This window comes from Bradyrhizobium sp. S3.3.6 (assembly GCF_040546905.1).
Lineage (GTDB): Bacteria > Pseudomonadota > Alphaproteobacteria > Rhizobiales > Xanthobacteraceae > Bradyrhizobium > Bradyrhizobium cytisi.
This window is the reverse complement of record NZ_JBEPOT010000005.1, coordinates 108,180-128,521: the sequence shown is the minus strand read 5'-3', so window position 1 is coordinate 128,521 and position 20,342 is coordinate 108,180. Positions and strand designations below refer to the sequence as shown.

Sequence of the window (20,342 nt, the reverse complement as noted above, 5' to 3'; positions counted from 1 at the left end):
TAGTAGGCGTTGCTAAGCAAGGTTCGATAAGCGATCTTGGCGCGATCCGCGCGCGGGGGCCCGATCGACAGTGCCTTTGGAATCACTTGAGAGCACGGGAATGCATTGCGCTGCATGTCGGTCGCCGATCGACCCAGGCGGGAGCCGGTGCCCCAAATGCGGCGCGGCCGTCCGGCGGTCGGATCCCGACAGCGAACGGCGGTTCGTCACGATTCTTCGTGCTGACGTCATCGACTCCACGGGTCTTGTTGCTGAATTGGATCCGGAGGCGGCGGTCTCGCGCCTGGAGCCGGCGCTGGCCGCCATGCGCGGCGCGGTCCGGCAGTTCGGCGGCATCGTCAGCAAGGAGCTGGGCGACGGGCTTGCCGCGGTGTTCGGTGCCCCGATCGCGGACGACAACCATGCGCCGCTGGCGTGCCATGCCGCGATCGAGCTGGTCCGGCGCGTCGCCAGCCTCGGTGATCCCGCCCTTCAGGTTCGGGTCGGCCTGCACTCCGGCCACGTCGTTGCCTACATGGTCGCCAGCGAATTCTCCAAGGTCTACGAGATCGGCGGCGCCGCTCAGCATCTGGCCGCGCGGCTGGAGCAGGAGGCAGAGGCGAACCAGATCTACGTTTCGGAAGCCTGCCAGAATCTCGCCGACGGGCATGTCCGGTTCGAATCTCTCGGCGGCAAATCGCTGCGCGGCTTCAGCCAGCCCGTGCCGGTCTACCGGATCGTCAGTGCCAGCGATCTCTCGAGCTGGCGGGTCCGGCGCGCCCGCAGCGTCTCCCGATTTGTCGATCGTACCACGGAGCGGGCCCTGCTGGACCGCGCGGCCGGGCAGGCCAGGGCCAGCCGGCAGACAGTCCTGCTGCTCGGCGATGCCGGCATCGGCAAATCCCGGCTGGCGCACGAGTTCGCCCAGAAGCTCAGGGGAGAGGGCTGGCGGCTGATCGACGCCGAGTGCAGCCCGAATCTCCAGGGAGCTCCATTCAGCACGCTCAAGCGAATCCTGCTGTCGGCCATCGACGCAGCCGCAAGGGACCCCGGCAATCCCGGCGATCCCCTGAAGGACTTGCCTGCGATCCAGCAGAGTGCCCTCGACGCGGTGCTCGATGTAGCGATCGCGAACCCGCAATGGGACGAGCTCGAGCCTCACGCCCGCGGACGCGTGATCTCCGATGCGAGCTGCGCCGTCATCCAGAGCCTGGCCGGTCGCCAGCCGACGATCCTGCTTTTGGAGGATCTGCACTGGATCGACCGGGCCAGCGACGTCGTCGTCGCCGCCATTGCCTCGCTGGCGGTGCCCGATCTCCTGGTGCTGCTCACCTCCCGCCCGAACGGCATGCCGGTCTGGATCGCGCGCTGCCATGCCGAGATCGTCGCGATGCGGCCGCTCGACGACGATTCGGGGCTGGAGATGCTGTCCGACATGCTCGGATCGTCCGAGACCAACGCCGATCTGAAGAGCCGGATCATCTCCCATACGGCCAACGTGCCCCTGTTCATCGAGGAGGTCTGCCGCGGTCTGAAGGACAGCGGCACCTTGCGCGGCGAGTGGGGCGACCTCGCTCTGGTGCGCCCGATCGACGAGCTCGGTATTCCCACCAGCATTCAGGGCGTGATCGCGGCACGCCTCGACCGCGTGTCGAAGCAGGAACGGTCCGTCTTGCAGGTCGCGGCGGCGCTGGGGGCGCGGTCGAGCGAGGCCACGCTGCGGAAGATTGCGATCCTGCCCGAAGATGCCCTGCGCGGCTGCCTCGTCTCGCTAGATCGCACCGAGCTGCTGGTTCGGATCGACAGCGAATTGGAGGATTCGCTGGAGTTCCGCCACGAGATGGTTCGCCAGGTCACCTACGATTCGATGGTCGACAAGGTGCGCGAGGACATCCACGCCCGCATTCTGGCTGCACTGGAAGGCAGCGGGGCTGAGGATTCCGACAAGCTCTGCTATCACGCCACGCGGGCCAAGGATTGGGACAAAGCTTTCCACTACGGCCTGGCCTCCGCGCAGAAATGTCTGGCGCGGTCCGCGTTTACCGACGCCGCGGACTATTTCGAGACCGCGATGCGATCGCTGGACATGACCCCGGAAAATCCCGCGCGGGAAGCCAAGGCCGTGGACATCCGCATCGAAGCGCGCGCGGCGTTCATCGGGTCCGGCCATGTTTCCGAATGGCTGAACCTCGGCAAGGAAGCCGAGCGTCGCGCCGATGCAATCAACGACATCGGGCGGAAGGTGGCGGCCATGACGGTCATGGCGGCGGCGCAGAATTTCTATGGCACGCCGGCCGAAGCGATCAGGCTCAACGAGGAAGTCGTGAGCCTCGCAGAGCGTTCGGACAGCTCCGGCTGGCTCAACGCCGCGCAATACGGTCTCGGTCAGGTTTACTTCCTCGCCGGCCGCTATCGCGAGGCGGACGGTTTGTTCGCACGAGCCCGCGCCCAATTGATGGGGCCGGAGGCGAGTGCGCCCTTCGGGACGACAGCGAAATACGCGTTGCTGCTTTGCTGCATGATGGGCAGCATCAACCACACCGTCATGGACGAGATTGATGCCGCGGAACGGCTTCAGCGACACGCCGACGCGATCGCGGAGGAAACCAGCCGCCCCTATGACCGCGTTGCCGCCGCCTATAGCGGCGGCTGGCTGATGCTTGGCCGGGGCGATCCGGCAGCGGCCGCGTCCATTCTCGAAGGCGGTTTTGTGCTGGCGCAAAAACACGGCATCCGGCTGTTCGTGCCGGTGCTCGCCTGCCATCTCGGCATCGCCTATCTGGAGCAGGGGCTGTTCGACCGGGCGCGCGGCATGCTGGCCGAGGCGCGCGAAGAGGCGCGCAGCGTCGGCTATACCTCGGCGGTGCTGCGCTCCTCGATCTACCTCGCGCTGGCGACCAACCGGCTCGGCGATGTCCAGGCGGCCCAGAACATGCTGCGCGAGGCGCGCAACACCGCGCGCCAGCAGGGCTTCTCCGGCCTCGAGGCCGAGGCCCTGCTCGGCGAGGCCGTGGTGACGCCGCCGTCGAGCGCGGAGAACCGGACCATCATCCTGGCAGCGTTGCGCGCCGCGATCGCGATCGCCTCCCAAAGCGGCGCCATGCCGCTGCTGCTGAAGGCCGAGGCGATGCTGAACGGCATGCTCGCCGAGGACGATCGGCTGACCTGATTCCGGGGCGCGCGACGCAGGCGGGTTTTGCCGGACGGGTCAGATAAGTTTCGTAGGCAATCCAATGACTTAGCTACTGTGCATGGGGTTGTTTTCGCAAGCTTTGTGGCAGGTGGCCCGCGGGAGTGATGACAGAGGCCCTTGCGCGGACGCCAAGGTCGGCTACCGTCGGGGTTCTGGTCACCGGGTCAGGTGACGATTTGATTGATCTATTTTAGCATCCGAATTCATCGGCGCCGCGACGGCGCGACGCCCACCGGACGAGGCGGGGGCCATGATCATACGGGACCAGTCAGCACTGTTGGCGCCGGTCGAGCGCGACTTGCGGCTCGACCTCTTCCGCGGCATCGGCCTGTGGATGATCTTCCTCGATCACATCCCGCACGACGTCGTGGCCTGGCTGACCTTGCGCAATTACGGCTTCAGCGACGCCGCCGAGTTCTTCGTCTTCATCTCCGGCTATCTTGTCGGCTGGATCTACGGGCCGATCGTCGCCGGCGGCTGGTTCCTCGCCGCGCTGAAGCGGCTGTGGCGGCGGGCGGCGGAAATGTATGTCGCCCACATCATGCTGTTCCTGCTGTTCACGGCGCAGATCGCCCGCACCGCCCGCCGCTTCGACAATCCGATGTACGAGCACGAGTTCAACGTCTTCAATTTCCTGGCGCATCCGGACGAGCTGATCGGGCAGGCGATCCTCTTGAAATACAAGCCCGTCAATCTCGACGTGCTGCCGCTCTACATCACGCTGGTGTTCGCCGCGCCCTTCATCGTCTGGTGCCTGGTGCGCCGGCCGAGCCTGACGCTTGCGGCGTCCGTGGTGCTCTATGTGTTGTCGCGCTGGTTCGACTGGAACGTCGCCTCCTATCCGCCCGGCACGACCTGGTATTTCAATCCGTTCTGCTGGCAGCTGATGTTCGTGTTCGCCGCCTGGTGCGGCATCGGCCAGATCGACAAGATCGGCGAATGGGTGTGGTCGAGGACCGCGATGGCGCTGGCCGCGGCGTGGCTCGTCTTCGCCCTCCTGATCGTGATGACCTGGCACGTCCACGCGCTCGAGGCCATGATTCCGAAATGGATGATCAAGGCGATCTACCCGATCGACAAGACCGATCTCGACATGCTGCGCTTCACGCATTTCCTGGCGCTGGCGATCTGGGTGACGCATTTCGTCTCGCGCAAATGGAAGGCGCTGCACACGGCGTGGCTGCGTCCCGTCATTCTCTGCGGCCAGCATTCGCTGCCGATTTTCTGCCTCGGCGTCTTCCTGTCGTTCTCCGCACACTGGATCCTGACGCAATACACCAAGGGCGTCTGGGAGCAGCTCGCGGTCTCGCTCCTCGGCATCGTCATCATGATCGGCGCCGCCTGGCTGCTCGATCGCGCCGAGCGGGTGCCGAACCTGTTCGTGAAAGTGACCGACGTTGAGGAGCCCGAGACGGCCGTCGAGATCGCACCGGCCCCCAATGCGAGCCGCTGAGTGGAGAGATCCATGTCCAGACGTTGGTTGACGATCGCCGGCATTCTCCTGCTCCTCGCCGGCGGCGCATGGGCCGACACGCCGTCGCCCGAGGCGATGAATGCGGCGCGCAAGCTCGTGGTCACGCTGAAGATAGGAGATCAGTATCGCGCGCTGCTGCCGCAGCTTCTGCTCAAGCTGCGGCCGGTGGTGGCGCAGGACAGGCCGGAGATCGAGCGCGACTATGACGCGATGACGGCGCCGGGCGCGGAGATCTACGCCCCGTTCCTCGCCTCGATGATCGACCGGATCGCCGCCGTCTATGCCGCAAGCTTCACCCTGGACGAGCTGCACCAGATCGAGGCGTTCTACGCCCAGCCGGCCGGACAAAAGCTGCTGGCGGAATCCGATGCGCTGGCGCAGGCGAGTGCGCAGATCGGCCAGGACGTCAGCCAGAAGGCCGCCGACGAGTTGAAGCAGCGCCTGATCGAGGCGCTGCGTCAGAAGGGACACAAATTGTAGACGCGGTTAGTGAATAGCCGCGTACATGATCTTCTCCTCGGTCGCCTCAAGCGCCGAAAACTCCTCCACCACCTTGCCCTGGCGCGAGACCAGGATGCGGTCGGAGAGCGCCATGATCTCGGGCAAATAGGATGAGATCACCACGACCGCCTTGCCCTCGTCGGCGAGCCTGTTGATCAGCTCGTGGATCTCGACGATGGCGCCGACGTCGACGCCGCGGGTCGGCTCGTCGAAGATGATCAGGTCGGGCTCCTGCACCAGCGATTTTGCGATCACGACCTTCTGCTGATTGCCGCCGGACAGCTCGACCACCTTGCCGTCGTCGCCGATGGCGCGAACCCTGAGCTTCTCGATCCAGGTCTTACCGACCGCATCGTTTTCCCGCCGCGACAGCATCATGCGGCCTCGCGGAAACTTCGACAGCAGGCCGAGATAGATGTTGCGCGCGATCGAGGACGTCTCGAAGAAGCCCTCGACCTTTCGGTCCTCGGTGACATAGGCGATGCCGGCCTTGACCGCCGGCGCCGGCACCCGGTAGCGCACCGGCTGGTCGTGCAGCAGGATCTCGCCGCCGTGGAAGAAGTCGCGCTTGAGTACGCCCGCGACGATCTTGAACGTCTCGGTGCGGCCCGCGCCGACGAGGCCGAACACGCCGGTGATCTGGCCCGCAAATACCGATAGCGAGTTGTTCTTCACCATCGGCGCCATCTTCAAATTCTGCACCGTGAGCACGCGCGCGCCCGCCGGCCGCACGCTGCTTTTCCGCGCGCCATAGAGCGTGTTGGAGAGGTCGCGTCCGACCATGGCCTGCACGATCGCCGCGCGGTCGAACTTGGCGACATCGTCGGTCACGACATGCTTGCCGTCGCGCAGCACCGTGATGCGGTCGGCGAGCAGCAGCGCTTCTTCCAGGGCGTGCGAGATGAAGACGATCGAGACGCCGCGCTTCTTGAGATCGCGGACCAGGTCGAAGAAGTATTTCTTCTCCTCCGGCGTCAGGGATGCGGTCGGCTCGTCGAAGATGATGACCTTGGCGCGATGCAGGACCGCGCGCGCGATCTCGACCATCTGCTTCTTGGCCGCGCCAAGACCGCCGACGGTCGCGGTCGGCGTGACGTCGAAATTGAGCGATTGCAGGAATTGCTGCGCGGCGATGTAGATGCCGCGCAGGCGGTTGTAAAATTTCTCCTGCCCAAGAAACAGATTCTGCGCGACCGTCATGGTCGGCACCAGGCTGTTCTCCTGGAACACCATGGCGATGCCGAGATTGCGCGCCTCCAGCGGCGTCTTCGGTGCGACATCGGCGCCGTCGATCGTCATGGTCCCCGAGGTCAGCATCACCACGCCCGCCATCACCTTGGTCAGGGTTGACTTGCCCGCGCCATTCTCGCCGACCAGCGCGTGGATCTCGCCGCGGCGGAGCTCGAAGTCGACCCCGTCGATGGCCGGCACGCCGGCGTAGAGTTTTGTCGCCTTGCGCAGCGAGAGTGCGATGTCGCTCATGGGCGAAACTCCTCGGCAAGGCCAGCAAGGGGCAGTCGCAGGACCCGGCCGGGCCCCTTGGCGATCAGGACGAGATCGTCGCCCATCTCGATGGCCGCGACGATGCCGTGGTTGATGCCGTCGACCCTGCTATGCAGCGAGTAGAGCGGCTGGCCGTCCGCATCGAGACGGATGACGAGGCCATAGGAGCGCGGCGGCGCCCATGGCTTGATCACGCCCATGGTTTTGATGTGCGCGCCTTGCATCGGCTCCTTGAATGAACGTCCGGAGCGCAGGCGCGGCGCAACCCAATAGGCCGGATCGATCTCGGCCATCATGCGGCGCCGGTAACTGGGCTCGCGCAACACGAACTCGACGAGCTGGGTCCGTGCGGTGAAGGCGGTGAGCCAATAGCCGCCGCCCGAGGCCTTCGACAGCCGCGACGGATAGACGGGGAGGTGAGCGAGCACGACCTTTGGCGATGCGCCTGGCGAGACGAGAACGAGGCGATGGCGCCAGCTCTCGCTGACCAGCATGGCGTTGCCGTGAGCGCAGGCGCCGAAGGCATAGCCGAACCCCTGCGCCAATCGTGTCACGGCCTTGCTGCCGGGATCGAGCTTGAACACGCGGCCGGTCCGATTGAGCTCCAGCAGGTCACGTGCCCAATCGTCGATGCCGCATGTCGTCGAGCCGTCCGTTGCAATGAGCGTGTCGTCGTCCGCGAGCGCCAGCGCATTGACGGCGTTGAACGCGGCATCGGTGAACGTCACGCTCGGTTGCTCGGCCGAGGGGCTTGCGTACACACGCACCTCGCGTCCCTTGAGTGCGACGGCAAGGCCGCCGCCAGGAAGTGCACAGAGCGCCGATATCGGCTGCTCGAAACTGCGCACCTCCGATGCCGTGCCGCCGTTCAGGCACATCAGCCGCTGGCCGTCGGCGATGAAGAGGTTGCTTCCGTCGGTGGCGAGATCTTCCGGCGCCTCGCATGTCAGCAAGGTCTCGGCCGATTCCAGCCTCTGGTTCGGCTTCAATGCGCCGTCTAAGGACGGCACTGTGATGGTGGCCTCGCCGCGCCCAAGAAAGCGGTTGGCGAAGTCTCTGACGGCAGCGATCACGACTGCTTTCCCCACCGCTTGTCATACTGGACGAAGTTCGGATCGGCGTTGTCGAGCTTGTAGCGACCGATCCTGTTGTTGAGGATACCGCCGAGATAGAGATAGCCGCGATGCTCGCGCATCGAGGTGATCATCGGGTGGTTCTCGCCGTGCAGATCCCAGAACGATTCGACGATCTTGCCCTGCTCGTTGAACTTGACCACGCAGCCGGTGTTGATGTTGGGGAAAAGCCATTCGTCGACCGGCACGCGCTTGGCCATGCGGCGGCGGAAGCCCGGCATCTTCCAGGCGAGGTCGAGCGAGGGGCTGCGCATGCCGACCAGCGCCAGCCAATAATTGCCGTCGGAGGCGAGGTTGATGTTGTCGGGGTAACCCGGCAGATTGTCCATGACCACCTCGACCGCGCCCTTCCTGGAGCCTGCAAACCAGTAGCGCTTGATCGAGCAGCCGAAGGTTTCGGCGAACAGGATCGACTGGCCGTCGCTGGCAACGCAGATGCCGTTGGGGAATTTGAGGCCGCGCAGCTCGGTGCGTGTCGTGCCGGTCTTGGTGTCGTAGGAGATGATGCGGCCGTTGCCGCGCGCTTCCAGGCCGTCGATCGGCCATTCGTCCATCTCGTAACGGACTGTCGCTTCCGAGAAGAAGATCAGGCCGTCGTCGGTGATGTCGAGGTCGTCGGCGAGCCGCAGGCGGCTATCGTCGTTGACCGAGCGCATGCTGCGGTTGGTCTCGTCGGTCGCCTTTTCCACGGTGCCGTCAGGCTTGATGCGATAGAGCCCCATGCCGCCGATGCAGACATAGAGATTGTCCTCGCGGTCGAAGGCCATGCCGAGCGGTTGGCCGCCGATATGGGCGAACACCTCCATTGTCTGATAGTCGGGCGCGAGGAAGCGCATGATGTCGCCGTGGCGTGAGCCGGCATAGAGATTGTCGTGGCGATCGAGGATGACGTCTTCCGGCGCCTCGATGCGGCCGAGGCCGATCGCCTCGACGTTACGCAGCTTGTCGTTCTGCTCGAATGGTCCGCCTTGCCCGATTTCGGTCGGTGGCGGCGGTGGCAGTTCGTGATAGGTCGGCGCGACATAGACCTTGCTGATGATGCGGGTCCGGTTCTTCTGCCAGCGGATGTCGACCATCGCGGCTACGAGCAGGATGCCGGCGAGCGCCATACGGTTGACGCCGCCGCGCGCGTTCATGGTCGTGAGACCGTTGGTGATCAGGAGCACGATCAGCACCCCGACCGCAGATTTGGCGACTGAGCCCTTGCCGCCACCGAGCGTGATGCCGCCGAGCACGGTCGCGGTTAGCACGATCACCTCCAGGCCGACGCCGATGTCACCGCCGACCGTGCCGAGCCGGGAGGCGAAGAACAGCGCGCCAATGCTGGTCAGCACACCGCTTGCGACGTAGCAGAGCGCGATGGTGCGGCGAACGGGAATGCCTGAATTATACGCCGAGCGACGCGAGCCGCCGATCGCGGTGATGTGCCAGCCCGGCCGCAGCCGGGTCATGAAGATGTGGCCGAAGATGGCGATGACGATATAGGCCAGCGCGACGGTCGGAATACCGAAGACAGAACCGGCGCCGATGAAATCCCAGGACGGGATGTCGGGGAAGGCCGAGGCGATGGCGTTGGAGTAGCGCTGGATCAGGAGATCGTAGGCCGAGCGGTAGATGATCAGCGTGATCAGCGTGGTGATGAAGGCGCGCAGCCGCAGGTATCCGACCAGAATTCCGTTGACGGCGCCGAGCGTCGCGCCGCAGAGCAGCGTCGCGACCACCACCGCCGGAACCGGCCAGCCCAGCACGTCGAGCAGATAGAGCGCGCAGAAATCGGTCAATGCGAAGATCGAGCCGACGGAAAGATCGATGCCGCCGACGATGACGACCAGCGCAAGCCCAAGCGCGATAAAGCCGATCTCTCCGGCCTGGCGCGCGGTGTCGGCGAGGCTCGCCGGCGACAGGAAGTTGTCGATGGACCGGCTGAACGCGAAGCCGACGATCAGGAGAAGGATGACCGGGATGGCTGTCTCGGTCCATCGCTTGGACAGGATTTCACCAAGCAGATGATCCGGCCAGTAGCGGTAACGCAGGCTCGTCAGGGTGTCGCGCATCGGCATTCCAGCGGGGCGTGGACAATGGTGGGAGCGAAGTCCCCGAGACAGGCATGGCCTCGGGGACTTCGAGCGTCGGGGCGGACTATTTCTTGAGATCGCTGAGATTCCAGCAGGCCGTCTGGCTGTCGGCGTTCTCCTTGGTGATCGGAATCAGCGTGGTGTATTCCGAGCCCTTGATCGAGCCGGGCTTCGCGCCCGATGACAGCAGCCATTTGATTGTGCCGGCCATCTGCGCCGCCTGGGTCGGCACGTCGTAGCTCATGTTGAGATCGAACGCGCCGGACTTGACCAGCTCGCAAGCGCCCTTGCGCTCGCCGCCGCCTGAGGTCGCGAGAAACACCTTGCCGGTGAGGCCCGCTTCCTTGACCGCGGCTGCGGTGCCGATGTCCATGCCGTCCCAGAAGCCGACGATGCCGCAGAGGTCGGGATTCTGCTTCAGCACCGTTTGCGTGATCGCCTTGGCCTTGGCGGCGTCCCAATCGGCGGCCTGGCTCGACACCACCTTGATCTCGGGATGCTTGGCCAGGACGTTCTCGACGCCTTTGAGAGTATAGGCGCTCGCGGCGGCCGACAGCGCGCCCTGGATGATCGCGATCTTGTTCGACTTGCCCTCGCAAGCCTTGACCACGCCTTCAGTCTGGCGTTCGCCGATCTCGACCCAGTTGGCGCCGACGAACGCCGAGCTCCGATAGGCCGAGCCCATGTTGATCTGGATGACGTAGATGCCTTCATTCTCGGCGCGCTGCAGCAGCTTGGCGTAGGTCTGCACGTCCGGATTATGCACCACCATCACCGCCGGCTTTTCGGAGATCAGCGAGGTGACGGCTTGCGCGCCGGCATTGGTGTTCCAGTTGGCGTCGCGGATCACGAACTTGACGCCGAACGGCTCAAGCTCCTTTTTCAGTCCGGCATACCAGCCCTCGGTGAGGTCGAAGTTCATCGCCACCGGCACATAGGCCACGGTCTTGCCGGCGAGCGCTTCCTTGAATGGCTTCTGGAACGGCTCGTCCAGGCCCTGCTGGGCCTGAGCCGGTGCGGTCATTGCCGCGAGAGTCAGTGCGGCGAGCGCTGCCTTTGTCGGATTGCCAAGATGTTTCATTGCTTCCTCCTTGGTTATGGTTGTCGTTCTTGTCGGTCGTTCAGATGTCGCCTTGCTGTGCCGTTTCTTCGTTGCGCGGATTCAGGAAGGAGTCCGTGATGACGGCGAGTAGCAGGACCACGCCTTTAATGAGATTTTGCCCGGCGTAAGAGATGTCCATGATGGTCATGCCATTGAGCATGGTGCCGATCAGGAGCGTGCCGATGATGACGTTCAGCACGCCGCCACGCCCGCCTGAGAGCCCGATGCCGCCCAGCACGACCACCAGGATCACGTCGTAGATCAGCGTCGAGTTGAAGATGCGGGTCGGCATCGAATTGACGGAGGCCGCCAGCACGAGGCCGGCAAAGCAGCCGATCAGGGCGGTGATGACATATTGCAGGACAATGATCGGGCGGGAGGGAATACCGGTCACGCGCGCGGCGTAAGGGTTGTCCCCGATCGCATAGATGTAAGCGCCCCAGCGGGTCTGGCGCAGCAGGAATGCGACCACGATGCAGGCGACCGCGAACATCCAGATCGACGTCGGAATGCCGAGAACGGTGCCCTGTCCGAGACGTTCGAAGCCATTCATGCCCGGGCTCCATTGCACGACGTCGAGCTGGAATAGCGCGGCTTGTCCCAGCCCAGCGAGCAACAGACCCGTTGCCAGTGTCGCAAACAGCGAGGGCACCTCGGCATAGGCGATCAGCCAGCCATTGACGAGGCCGAAGGCGATCGTGAGCAGCACCGCGGTCAGCAGCGAGAACGGCAGCGAATGGTCGTTCTGTACCATCTGGAGCACGAGCCCCGGGGGCACGGCGAGGGCCGCGATCAGCGAGATGTCGATGCCGCGGCCGATCACGACGATTGCCATGGCGAGGCCGAGGATGCCGAGCACTGCCACGTTTTGGAGCAGCGTCAGCATATTGTCCGCGGTCAGGAAGCCGTTGAGGAAGATCGAGAACACGAGGAATAGCAGCGCGAAGACGGCGAAGACAATCTCCTGCTGGTTGAACCGAAAGCGCTTCATCCCCGTATTGCCTTTCTTCGACGTCGGCCTCTGTGGGTCAGTTATGACGATCGGGTCTCTGTGCGATAGGTCTGTGGGAGCGGTGTCGGGCCTTCCGTGAGTGCCCTCACCTGGGCCTGGTCGTTGGAGCCGATCGAGATGTGGACCAGCGTATTCAGTCTGGCGTCTTTGTCGACGAGAATGTCTGCCGCGACGTCCGGATCGAAGATGCGATCGATCTCGGTTCGGACTTTCTCCTGCACAGCGATGTCGCGAAGCGCGGGCTTGAAGATCTTGCCAACTGCGGTGACCGGGAGGGTCTCGAGCAGCACGATGCGCTTCGGCCGGTCGGGATGCAGCTGCGCCGTAGCTTCGAAGAGATCATGCAGATTGCGGGAAGAGATGGGCGAGTTGTAGGGCCGCCCTTCCAGCGCCTCGATGTCGGCGATGGTTTGGACCGGCTGGCTGAATCGCGTCGTGGTCAACGAGGGCGCTCTCACGGCCACCGCCATCCAGGCGGCACGGCGGGTTGTGCAGCAGCTGATCTGTCCTGATGCAAGCGAACGCTTCCTGCCTATCTCATTGACCGATTCTTGTTCTTCATAGGCCACACGCCCGGACCCGGCTTGCTCCGGAGCGCAAAGCTTTTGCTTGTCCGCGCAAACCGGTCTTGCGTGTAGGCGGCGGCCATCCAAAATCTCGGCGCCGGACGAGCTTGTGCGATGCACAAACGACGTTCATTTTGGCTGCACGATGAGTAGGCTGACGGGCGTCTGCATTATCGCTTCCGGCTCACGGATGTACCGGTGTCCGAATGGGTTTTGGACCGCCCGCTTCCGCGCTGCAATTCCATCGTCGATCGGCTTGCCGAACATCTGCCCGCCAGGGCTCGGATCGATTTGACGCGGCAGATTGCGCCGACTACGCTTTGTGCAAATTCCCGGGGACGGAAATGTCGAACGATATCGCGGCCATCATCTCGAAAGCGCGCGAGCATTCCATCGGCGACCTTCTGCGCCGCTCGGCGGGCCGCGAGCCGACCAAGCTTGCGGTGAGCTGCGGCAGCATGAGCTGGACCTTTGCGGAGATGGATACGATCTGCAACCGGCTCGGCCGCGGCCTGCTCGGGCTCGGCGTGAAGAAGGGCGACCGTCTCGCCGTGCTCTCGCGCAACTCGCATGCCTTCGCCGCCCTGCGCTTTGCGGTGGCGCGGATCGGCGCCGTGCTGGTGCCGATCAACTTCATGCTCAATCCCGATGAGATCAATTTCATCCTGAAAAGCTCTGGCGCAAAACTGCTCGCGACCGGCCCCGATTTCGTTGAGCCGGCGCGCGCCGCAAGCGCGAAGGATTGCGCTGTCGAAAAGATGATCTGGCTGCCGGGCGAGGACTTCGCCACGGCGCCCGCTGGCATCGCCACCTTCGACGATCTGCTTCATGCCGACGGCTCGTTCGTCGAGGCGTCCGTCGACAGCCGCGATCTCGCGCAGATCGTCTACACCAGCGGTACAGAATCGCTCCCCAAGGGTGCGATGCTGAGCCATGAAGCGGTGATGTGGCAGTATGTCAGCTGCATCATCGACGGCGGCATGAGCGTAGACGACAAATTCCTGCACGCCCTGCCGCTGTATCATTGCGCGCAGCTCGACGTGTTCCTGGGACCGCAGATCTATCTCGGCGCCTCCGGCGTGATCACGGGCAAGCCGACCGCGGACAACATTCTGGCGTTGATCCAGGCGCACAACATCACCTCGTTTTTTGCGCCGCCGACGATCTGGATCGCCATGCTGCGCTCGCCGAATTTCGACAAGACCGATCTTTCGACGCTGCAGAAGGGCTATTACGGCGCCTCGATCATGCCGGTGGAGGTATTGCTTGAGCTGCAGCGTCGACTGCCCGCCGTAAAATTCTGGAACTTTTACGGCCAGACCGAGATCGCGCCGCTCGCGACCGTGTTGCGGCCGGAAGAGCAACTGCGCAAGGCCGGCTCGGCCGGCAAGCCCGTGCTCAACGTCGAGACGCGCGTCGTCAACGCGTCGATGGAGAACGTGAAGGTTGGCGAGGTCGGTGAGATCGTGCACCGCTCGCCGCATCTTCTCTCCGGCTATTACAACGATCCCGTGAAGACCGCGGCGGCGTTTACCGGCGGCTGGTTTCACTCCGGCGATCTCGCCACCGTTGACGCCGAAGGCCACATCACCGTGGTCGACCGCGTCAAGGACATGATTAAGACCGGCGGCGAGAATGTCGCCAGCCGCGAGGTCGAGGAGATGGTCTATCGCATCCCTGAAGTCTCCGAGGTCGCCGTCGTGGGCCTGCCCGATCCGCGCTGGATCGAGGCTGTGACTGCGATCGTCGTGGTCAAGGCCGGCGAGAAGCTGGATGAAGATGCCGTCATCCGGCATTGCGCCGGCCAGATGGCGCCTTTCAAGGTGCCGAAGCGCGTGATCTTCGTCGAGAGCCTGCCGAAGAATCCCAGCGGCAAGCTGCTCAAGCGCGAGTTGCGCCAGCGCTTCGTCGGCGGCGAGACGCTCGACAAGGCAATCCAGAGGAATTTTGCCACCTGAGGCGGAGCGGTCGTCATGAAAGCCTGGCAGGTCGCGCACGACTGGTCGATCGAGGGCATGGAGCTGGCTGATTTGCCGGAGCCTGTGCAGTTTCCTCAAGTCACGTTCGCCTCAATACTTCTTCACGTGCACGCCGAACGCCAGCCACAGTGCCATTGAGGCGAGGCCGAAGCCGCCGAGCAGCAGGAAGGTCGGACCGTAGCCGATCCATTGCGCGATCCAGCCGCCGAGTGCGGGGCTCAGGCTTGCGCCAATGCCTTGCACAGTGATGACAGCGCCCTGGCCGAGATTGATGCGGCCGGTGCCGTCGAGCGAGCGCGCGACCATGCCGGGGACGGCGACGGTCTGCAGTCCGGTGCCGATGCCGTCGAGCACCTGCATCGGCACGACGCCCCACCATCCCGTGACGAAGAAGGCGAGAACGCCGCGGATCGGTAGCACCATGAAGGAGACGAGGATCACCGGCCAGTAGTTGCGTTTCCCCGCGACTTGCATGCCGACCAGGGACGTCACGATCATCACGCCCTGGGCAATGACGACGATGGTTGCGACGAAGCTTGGACCATTCGCCTCGCCTGCGCTCACGGCGGCAAGGCCATAGAGCGGCACGATGGCGGCGTTGCCGAGATGGAAGATGGCCAATGCCAGCGCCAGCACCAGCAGCGGCTTATGCTTGAAGAGAACGGAGAGACCGGCCGGCGGGTTCTTGGTCTCGTCTTCCTTGCTGCCGCGAGCCTGGCGATCATCGATGGCCTTGGCCGGAATCATCAGGACGCAAGCGACAGCGACGGCGCCGAACACGGCAGCCAGCACGAACACCCAGACGTAGCCGAATTTGTATCCGAGATACCCCGACAGCGCCGCGCCGACCATGTTGCCCGCATGGTTGAAGGCCTGATTGCGTCCGTTCAGCGCATTGAAACCCTTTTGCTTGGCGATGCCGAGCGTGATCCCGGTGACCGCCGGCACGATCGCGGCGCTCGCCAGCGATTGTGCAACTTGCGAGAAAGTGACCGCCCAGAAATTTTGTGAGATCAGGATGATGGCGGAGGCCAGCACCACGCAGATGCCGGGGATGACGACCCATAGCCGCTTGTTGCGGCTGGAATCGATGAAGCCGCCGATCGGCGTCGTGACCAGCATGCCCGCGACATTGCCGATCGTCAGCGCCGTGCCGATCAATCCGGTTGCCCAGCCGCGCTCTTGCAGGAACACCCCGACGAACGGCCCGATGCCCGACTGCATGTCGGCCATGAAGAAATTGACGGCGTAGAGGGGCCAGAGACGGGGTGAGGAAGGGCGCGATGTCATCGAGACGCTGAACGTGATGCTGCCGATCGACTGTGATCTCACGCAGGCGGGCATGGATGGCCATGTGTGCCGGGGCGGACGTGAAAGTAACCTGTGCTGGCCGCGTTGGTTCCTCCGGACTTGCGATCGCTGGACCGCGATGTCATTTCATGTCTGCGACGGTCTCATTTCTGGATCACGGCCATGCCCCTCTGGACCTGCGAAACCTGCGGCGCGCAATTCCCGGACAGCGAAAAGCCGCCGACGTCCTGTCCGATCTGCGAGGACGAACGGCAATTCGTGAACTGGAAGGGACAAACCTTCCTCAGGCGAGAGGCGCTGGCGGAGCGTCATCGCGTGGTCTGGCGCGATGATCTCGGCCTGACCGGCATCGGGTCCGAGCCGAGCTTTGGGATCGGCCAGCGCGCCCTGCTGGTACCGCTCGCGGACGGTTGCGTGATGTGGGACTGCGTGCCGCTGGCAACGCCAGACGCGATCGCGCATGTCCGGTCGCTCGGCGGATTGAAGGCGATCGCGATCTCGCATCCGCATTTCTATGGTGCGTTTGCGGACTGGAGCGAGGCGTTCGGCGGTGTACCGGTCTATCTGCACGCCGACGATCGTCAGTGGGTGATGCGGCCGTATCCCGCGATCGTGCACTGGACCGGAGACAGCCATCGCATCTCCGACGATATTCTGCTGCTCCGCACCGGCGGTCATTTCGCAGGCGCCACCATGCTGCATCATGCGCGCGGCGCGGACGGCAAGGGCGCGCTGCTGACCGGCGATATCGCGCAGGTGACGATGGACCGCCGCTTCCTCAGCTTCATGTACTCCTATCCGAACTACATGCCGCTCAACGCCGCCGCGGTGCGGCGGATCGCGGCGGCGGTCGAGCCGCTCGCTTTCGACCGCATCTACGGCGCCTGGTGGGGCCGCAATATCGCTTCCGGCGCCAGGGCCGCCTTCGCGGCATCGGTGGAGCGATACATCGCGGCGATCGCCTGACGATCGAAATCCCATTGCTTTCGCCAATTAACTGTACGATTGGTACAGTTATTAAGCGAGACGCAATGATGCGTATGCCGGTCCGGCACGTTCGATGCATGGATGTTGCGGCGGGCGGGTTTTGCGGCCGCGTGAGCGGGAGTTGGACGCATGACCGGGCAGCGCGACCACCAGATCTTTGAAGCCGGCAACGTCGCGCTTCAATCCGGCGCCGTATTCCTTGCGATGAAGCTTGCCTACCAGACCTATGGCACGCTGAGCGCGGCCAAAGACAACCTCATCTTGAATCCGACCACCTTCAGCGCCCAGCAGGTCGACACCGAGTGGCTGATCGGCTCCGACGGCGTGCTCGATCCCGCCCGCTATTTCATCGTCATCCCCTCAGGGCCGAGGTCGCAGCACTTCTCAGCAAGTAATGTAGGCATCCGATCATGATTGACGCGACTGTTTCAGAGCCCGGCCATCGCCTGAAGCCACTGAGCCCGGCCATGCTGCGCGAATTGTCGGCGCGCTCGAACCTCAGGGGTGCGGCGCAAAGCCTCGGTCATTATGGCATGATCGTGCTGGTTGGCGTACTGATCTCGATGGTGTCGTCGCGCCATAGCGTGCTCTGGGCGCTGCCGCTGATGGCAGTGCAGGGCTATCTCGTCGCGTTCCTGTTCATGGCGGTGCATGAGACTGCGCACAAGACCGCGTTCAGAAGTCGTGGCTTCAACCTCGCGGTCGGTTATTTCTCGGCCTTCATCATCGGACTGCCCTATGAATATTACTGCCTGTTCCACTGGGACCATCATCGCTACACCCAGGATCCGGACAAGGACCCGGAACTGATCGTCGGCGTCAAGCCGACATCCGACACCCAGCTTGCGATTGCCTATAGCGGATTGCTTCAGGTTGCCGGCCGGCTCCGGCTGATGCTCGGCCATGCCGCCACCGGCAAAGTGGTCGTGCCTTGGATCCCCGAGAACAAGCGTGGCACCATCGTGACTGAGGCGCGTGCCTATGTCGCGCTCTACGCGTTGCTGCTCGCATTGTCGCTGTGGTTCTCGTCCGCACTGCTTCTGTGGATATGGATCGGGCCGGTGATCATCGGGCAATTCTTCCTGCGGCCCTATCTCTATGCCGAGCACACCGGTTGCGACCGTACCCGCAGCGCGTTCCAGAACACCCGCACCACCTATACCGGCGCCATCGTCAAATGGATTGCGTGGAACATGCCCTACCACGTCGAGCACCACGCCTATCCCTCGATCCCGTTTCACGCGCTGCCGAAGCTTAACGGAATCGTCGATGGGGAGATCGTCCATCGCGGACGCGGCTATATCAGAACGACGCGCGAGACCTGGGCGTGGTTTCGCCGGGATCGAAAGCGCGCTTAGCTCAACGCAAAACTCCGGCCGCAGCGCGACCGGAGCTTTGTCGTGACGGCACGATATCAGTAGATCCCGTAGGCGCAGACATTCACGACGCGAACGCGCATGCCGCGGCGGGTCTGGACGACGCGCTCCTGGTAGCAGTTGCTGACGCCGGTGTTGACGTAGAGACCACCATAACCGAAGCCCCAGCCGGGACCCCAGTGGTGGAAGCCGTGGGCCGACGCAGCGGTGGGCGCGAGGGCGGCAGCGCCGAGCGAACCGGCGGCGATCAGACCAAGAGCAAGCTTACGAAACATTCTTATTCTCCAGTGTGGCGCGAGGCCGTTGTTGTGTCCCTGCTTCTCGGTCGAGGCGACACGCGAGTGCGTTCACGCGATGAGGCAAGAATCGCGTTTCGGGATTGTTTCGTCGGTTGCGGAGAGATGCGCCGTCGTCAGGCTTACCGCGCCACGCGATAGCGCGCGGCCATCGCCTGTGTCATCTCGGCCATCTTCTCGCGGAGATCGGCGGGCTCCAGCACCTCGACCTCGGACCCGAGCCGCAGCAATTCGGCTGCGGCATGCCATGATGTCTTCCCGGTCGGCACCCTTGCGATGCACCAGCCGTCGGCATCAGTCGTCTCTTCGATCTGGGTGCGCGCCTTGACGTAGGGCTGGCTCAGCGCATCGAGCAGCTTTACGCCGAATGGTGAGAGCCGTACGATCGCGACGTTCGGGTGCATCTCGGCCTCGAGCCGCAGCGTCGCATTCTGCCAGTAGGCGGCGAGATCGAAATCGGCGGGACGATCGAAGCGGTCGTCGAGCGCCGTGCAGTCGAGCACGCGCGCGATGCGATAGGTGCGCACGCTGCCGTCGACCTGGCCGGCGAGATACCAGTTGCCGCCCTTCAGCACGAGGCCGAGCGGAGCGACACGGCGCTGCTTCTCGGCGCGCCAGCTCTGATAGCGGATTTTGATGAGTGTCCCGCGCAGGGCCGCGCCGGCAATCGCGCGCAGATGCTTCGGCTCTTCCGGCTCGCCGAACCAGCCTGGCGCGTCCAGATGAAAACGCTCCTGCATCCGGCCGGCGTCTTCGCGCAAGTTTGCGGGCAGTGCCGCCATCAGCTTGTTCTGTGCGGCGATCATCGCGGCATCCAGCCCCAGCGCCGCCGCCGGGCCCGGCAATCCCGCCAGGAACAGCGCGCCCGCTTCGCTCTGCGACAGCCCGTTGAGGCGCACGCGATAGCCGTCGAGCAGGCGGTAGCCACCCTCCGCACCGCGGTCGGCATAGACGGGGACGCCGGATGCCGCGAGCGCGTCGATGTCGCGATAGATCGTGCGCACCGAGACCTCGCAGGCCTCTGCAAGTTCGGGCGCAGTGACCTGCCCCCTGGCCTGGAGGGTGGTGAGGATCGACAACATCCGGCTCGCGCGCATGATCCTTTAGACCATACCTGACACAGGATGTCAGGTATGGTCGGCTAGAGATGCACCCATCGCAAGCCGGCCCAAGGGAGCCCAAGGGAGATCCGCCATGACCGATCCGAACCGCATCACGCTGTATTATTCGCCGCAGAGCCGCGCCACCGGCACGCGGGTGCTGCTGGAGGAGCTCGGGGCGCCCTACGATCTCCACGTCCTCAACATGAAGGCCGGCGAGCAGCGGAGGCCGCCCTATCTCGCCATCAATCCGCTTGGCAAGGTGCCGGCGATCCGGCACGGCGAGGCGCTCGTGACCGAGCAGGTGGCCATTTACATCTATCTCGCCGACCTGTTTCCGCAGGCCGGCCTTGCGCCCGCGCTCAACGATCCGCTGCGAGGTCCCTATTTGCGCTGGACCGCCTACTACGGCTCCTCCTTCGAGCCCGCGCTGATCGACAAGTTCATGCAGCGCGAGCCTGCGCCGGTCACGCAGTCACCCTACGCGGATTACGACACCATGCTGGGTGCGCTCGAGGTGCAGTTGTCAAAGGGACCATATCTGCTCGGCGAGCGGATGACGGCGGCCGATATTCTCTGGGGTGTTGCGTTCAGTTGGACGATGATGTTCGGTATCGTGCCGAAGAAGGACGTGTTCGTCCGCTATTCCGAGCGCATAACGTCGCGCCCTGCGTTCCAGCGGATAAATGCGACCGACGCCGAGATGGCGGCGCAGCATGCCGCGGCCGTCGGAGGATAGAGAAGCCGGTCATCAG

General features: G+C 64.1%; 16 protein-coding genes and 1 pseudogene. 8 read left to right on the top strand and 9 right to left on the bottom strand.

Annotated features, from left to right (window positions below):
* The first annotated feature begins 100 nt into the window (after nt 1-100).
* The 3 genes from ABID59_RS17055 to ABID59_RS17045 all read left to right on the top strand — a co-directional run bounded on the left by ABID59_RS17055 (nt 101) and on the right by ABID59_RS17045 (nt 5,126).
* Nucleotides 101-3,148, top strand: coding sequence for an ATP-binding protein (locus ABID59_RS17055; protein WP_354084134.1), 3,048 nt, complete (start codon nt 101-103; stop codon nt 3,146-3,148).
* Between the two features lie 274 nt (nt 3,149-3,422).
* Nucleotides 3,423-4,625, top strand: a complete 1,203-nt coding sequence (locus ABID59_RS17050) for an OpgC domain-containing protein (protein WP_354084133.1) — start codon at nt 3,423-3,425, stop codon at nt 4,623-4,625.
* Between the two features lie 12 nt (nt 4,626-4,637).
* Entirely contained in the window at nt 4,638-5,126 is a 489-nt protein-coding gene (locus ABID59_RS17045) for a DUF2059 domain-containing protein (RefSeq protein ID WP_354035716.1), read from the top strand.
* A gap of 6 nt (nt 5,127-5,132) precedes the next feature.
* On the opposite strand, the gene ABID59_RS17040 is transcribed toward ABID59_RS17045, so the two are convergent.
* From ABID59_RS17040 to ABID59_RS17015, 6 genes are all read right to left on the bottom strand, one after another.
* A complete protein-coding gene (locus ABID59_RS17040) occupies nt 5,133-6,629 on the bottom strand; it encodes a sugar ABC transporter ATP-binding protein (RefSeq protein WP_148749756.1) in 1,497 nt (498 codons plus the stop codon).
* Nucleotides 6,626-7,723: an SMP-30/gluconolactonase/LRE family protein gene (locus ABID59_RS17035; protein WP_354084132.1), complete on the bottom strand. Its 1,098-nt coding sequence runs from the start codon at nt 7,721-7,723 to the stop codon at nt 6,626-6,628. The genes ABID59_RS17040 and ABID59_RS17035 overlap by 4 nt, the downstream gene beginning before the upstream one ends.
* A complete protein-coding gene (locus ABID59_RS17030; RefSeq protein WP_354084131.1) occupies nt 7,720-9,843 on the bottom strand; it encodes an ABC transporter permease in 2,124 nt (707 codons plus the stop codon). Before ABID59_RS17030 ends, ABID59_RS17035 begins: the two co-directional genes overlap by 4 nt.
* Before the next feature lie 79 nt (nt 9,844-9,922).
* Nucleotides 9,923-10,939 carry a sugar ABC transporter substrate-binding protein gene (locus tag ABID59_RS17025; protein ID WP_148749759.1) on the bottom strand — a complete coding sequence of 339 codons (1,017 nt, stop codon included), beginning with the start codon at nt 10,937-10,939 and terminating at the stop codon, nt 9,923-9,925.
* A 40-nt stretch (nt 10,940-10,979) separates the two neighbouring features.
* The gene (locus tag ABID59_RS17020; RefSeq protein WP_354084130.1) at nt 10,980-11,951 is read right to left on the bottom strand and encodes an ABC transporter permease; all 972 of its coding nucleotides are present in this window, start codon (nt 11,949-11,951) and stop codon (nt 10,980-10,982) included.
* Nucleotides 11,952-11,992: 41 nt separating this feature from the next.
* Nucleotides 11,993-12,415 carry a hypothetical protein gene (locus tag ABID59_RS17015; protein ID WP_354084129.1) on the bottom strand — a complete coding sequence of 141 codons (423 nt, stop codon included), beginning with the start codon at nt 12,413-12,415 and terminating at the stop codon, nt 11,993-11,995.
* 467 nt (nt 12,416-12,882) lie between these two features.
* On the opposite strand from ABID59_RS17015, the gene ABID59_RS17010 reads away from it, so the two are divergent.
* The gene (locus tag ABID59_RS17010) at nt 12,883-14,496 is read left to right on the top strand and encodes an acyl-CoA synthetase (RefSeq protein ID WP_354084128.1); all 1,614 of its coding nucleotides are present in this window, start codon (nt 12,883-12,885) and stop codon (nt 14,494-14,496) included.
* 111 nt (nt 14,497-14,607) lie between these two features.
* Here ABID59_RS17010 and ABID59_RS17005 read toward each other — a convergent pair whose 3' ends face one another.
* The gene (locus tag ABID59_RS17005; RefSeq protein ID WP_354084127.1) at nt 14,608-15,807 is read right to left on the bottom strand and encodes an MFS transporter; all 1,200 of its coding nucleotides are present in this window, start codon (nt 15,805-15,807) and stop codon (nt 14,608-14,610) included.
* Between the two features lie 183 nt (nt 15,808-15,990).
* Between ABID59_RS17005 and ABID59_RS17000 the strand changes: the two genes are divergently transcribed.
* From ABID59_RS17000 to ABID59_RS16990, 3 genes and pseudogenes are all read left to right on the top strand, one after another.
* Nucleotides 15,991-16,794, top strand: coding sequence for an MBL fold metallo-hydrolase (locus tag ABID59_RS17000; protein WP_354084126.1), 804 nt, complete (start codon nt 15,991-15,993; stop codon nt 16,792-16,794).
* A 150-nt stretch (nt 16,795-16,944) separates the two neighbouring features.
* Nucleotides 16,945-17,178: pseudogene (locus ABID59_RS16995) on the top strand (hypothetical protein); the annotation flags it as partial.
* Between the two features lie 47 nt (nt 17,179-17,225).
* Nucleotides 17,226-18,173, top strand: coding sequence for a fatty acid desaturase (locus tag ABID59_RS16990; protein WP_148749764.1), 948 nt, complete (start codon nt 17,226-17,228; stop codon nt 18,171-18,173).
* Between the two features lie 56 nt (nt 18,174-18,229).
* On the opposite strand, the gene ABID59_RS16985 is transcribed toward ABID59_RS16990, so the two are convergent.
* Together ABID59_RS16985 and ABID59_RS16980 are read right to left on the bottom strand one after the other, a co-directional pair.
* The gene (locus ABID59_RS16985) at nt 18,230-18,466 is read right to left on the bottom strand and encodes a hypothetical protein (RefSeq protein WP_148749765.1); all 237 of its coding nucleotides are present in this window, start codon (nt 18,464-18,466) and stop codon (nt 18,230-18,232) included.
* 143 nt (nt 18,467-18,609) lie between these two features.
* Nucleotides 18,610-19,584 (bottom strand): helix-turn-helix transcriptional regulator, encoded by a 975-nt coding sequence (locus tag ABID59_RS16980; RefSeq protein WP_354084125.1) that lies wholly within the window; start codon nt 19,582-19,584, stop codon nt 18,610-18,612.
* Nucleotides 19,585-19,681: 97 nt separating this feature from the next.
* Between ABID59_RS16980 and ABID59_RS16975 the strand changes: the two genes are divergently transcribed.
* On the top strand, nt 19,682-20,326 hold the full coding sequence (locus tag ABID59_RS16975) for a glutathione S-transferase family protein (RefSeq protein WP_354084124.1): 645 nt from the start codon (nt 19,682-19,684) through the stop codon (nt 20,324-20,326).
* The last annotated feature ends 16 nt before the right edge of the window (nt 20,327-20,342 follow it).

Bases quoted from the DNA above. Each gene is read 5' to 3' on its own strand.
- ABID59_RS17055 (WP_354084134.1), top strand. From the start codon at position 101: ATGCATTGCGCTGCATGTCGGTCGCCGATCGACCCAGGCGGGAGCCGG.
- ABID59_RS17050 (WP_354084133.1), top strand. From the start codon at position 3,423: ATGATCATACGGGACCAGTCAGCACTGTTGGCGCCGGTCGAGCGCGAC.
- ABID59_RS17045 (WP_354035716.1), top strand. From the start codon at position 4,638: ATGTCCAGACGTTGGTTGACGATCGCCGGCATTCTCCTGCTCCTCGCC.
- ABID59_RS17040 (WP_148749756.1), bottom strand. From the start codon at position 6,629: ATGAGCGACATCGCACTCTCGCTGCGCAAGGCGACAAAACTCTACGCC.
- ABID59_RS17030 (WP_354084131.1), bottom strand. From the start codon at position 9,843: ATGCCGATGCGCGACACCCTGACGAGCCTGCGTTACCGCTACTGGCCG.
- ABID59_RS17025 (WP_148749759.1), bottom strand. From the start codon at position 10,939: ATGAAACATCTTGGCAATCCGACAAAGGCAGCGCTCGCCGCACTGACT.
- ABID59_RS17020 (WP_354084130.1), bottom strand. From the start codon at position 11,951: ATGAAGCGCTTTCGGTTCAACCAGCAGGAGATTGTCTTCGCCGTCTTC.
- ABID59_RS17010 (WP_354084128.1), top strand. From the start codon at position 12,883: ATGTCGAACGATATCGCGGCCATCATCTCGAAAGCGCGCGAGCATTCC.
- ABID59_RS17005 (WP_354084127.1), bottom strand. From the start codon at position 15,807: ATGACATCGCGCCCTTCCTCACCCCGTCTCTGGCCCCTCTACGCCGTC.
- ABID59_RS17000 (WP_354084126.1), top strand. From the start codon at position 15,991: ATGCCCCTCTGGACCTGCGAAACCTGCGGCGCGCAATTCCCGGACAGC.
- ABID59_RS16990 (WP_148749764.1), top strand. From the start codon at position 17,226: ATGATTGACGCGACTGTTTCAGAGCCCGGCCATCGCCTGAAGCCACTG.
- ABID59_RS16985 (WP_148749765.1), bottom strand. From the start codon at position 18,466: ATGTTTCGTAAGCTTGCTCTTGGTCTGATCGCCGCCGGTTCGCTCGGC.
- ABID59_RS16980 (WP_354084125.1), bottom strand. From the start codon at position 19,584: ATGCGCGCGAGCCGGATGTTGTCGATCCTCACCACCCTCCAGGCCAGG.
- ABID59_RS16975 (WP_354084124.1), top strand. From the start codon at position 19,682: ATGACCGATCCGAACCGCATCACGCTGTATTATTCGCCGCAGAGCCGC.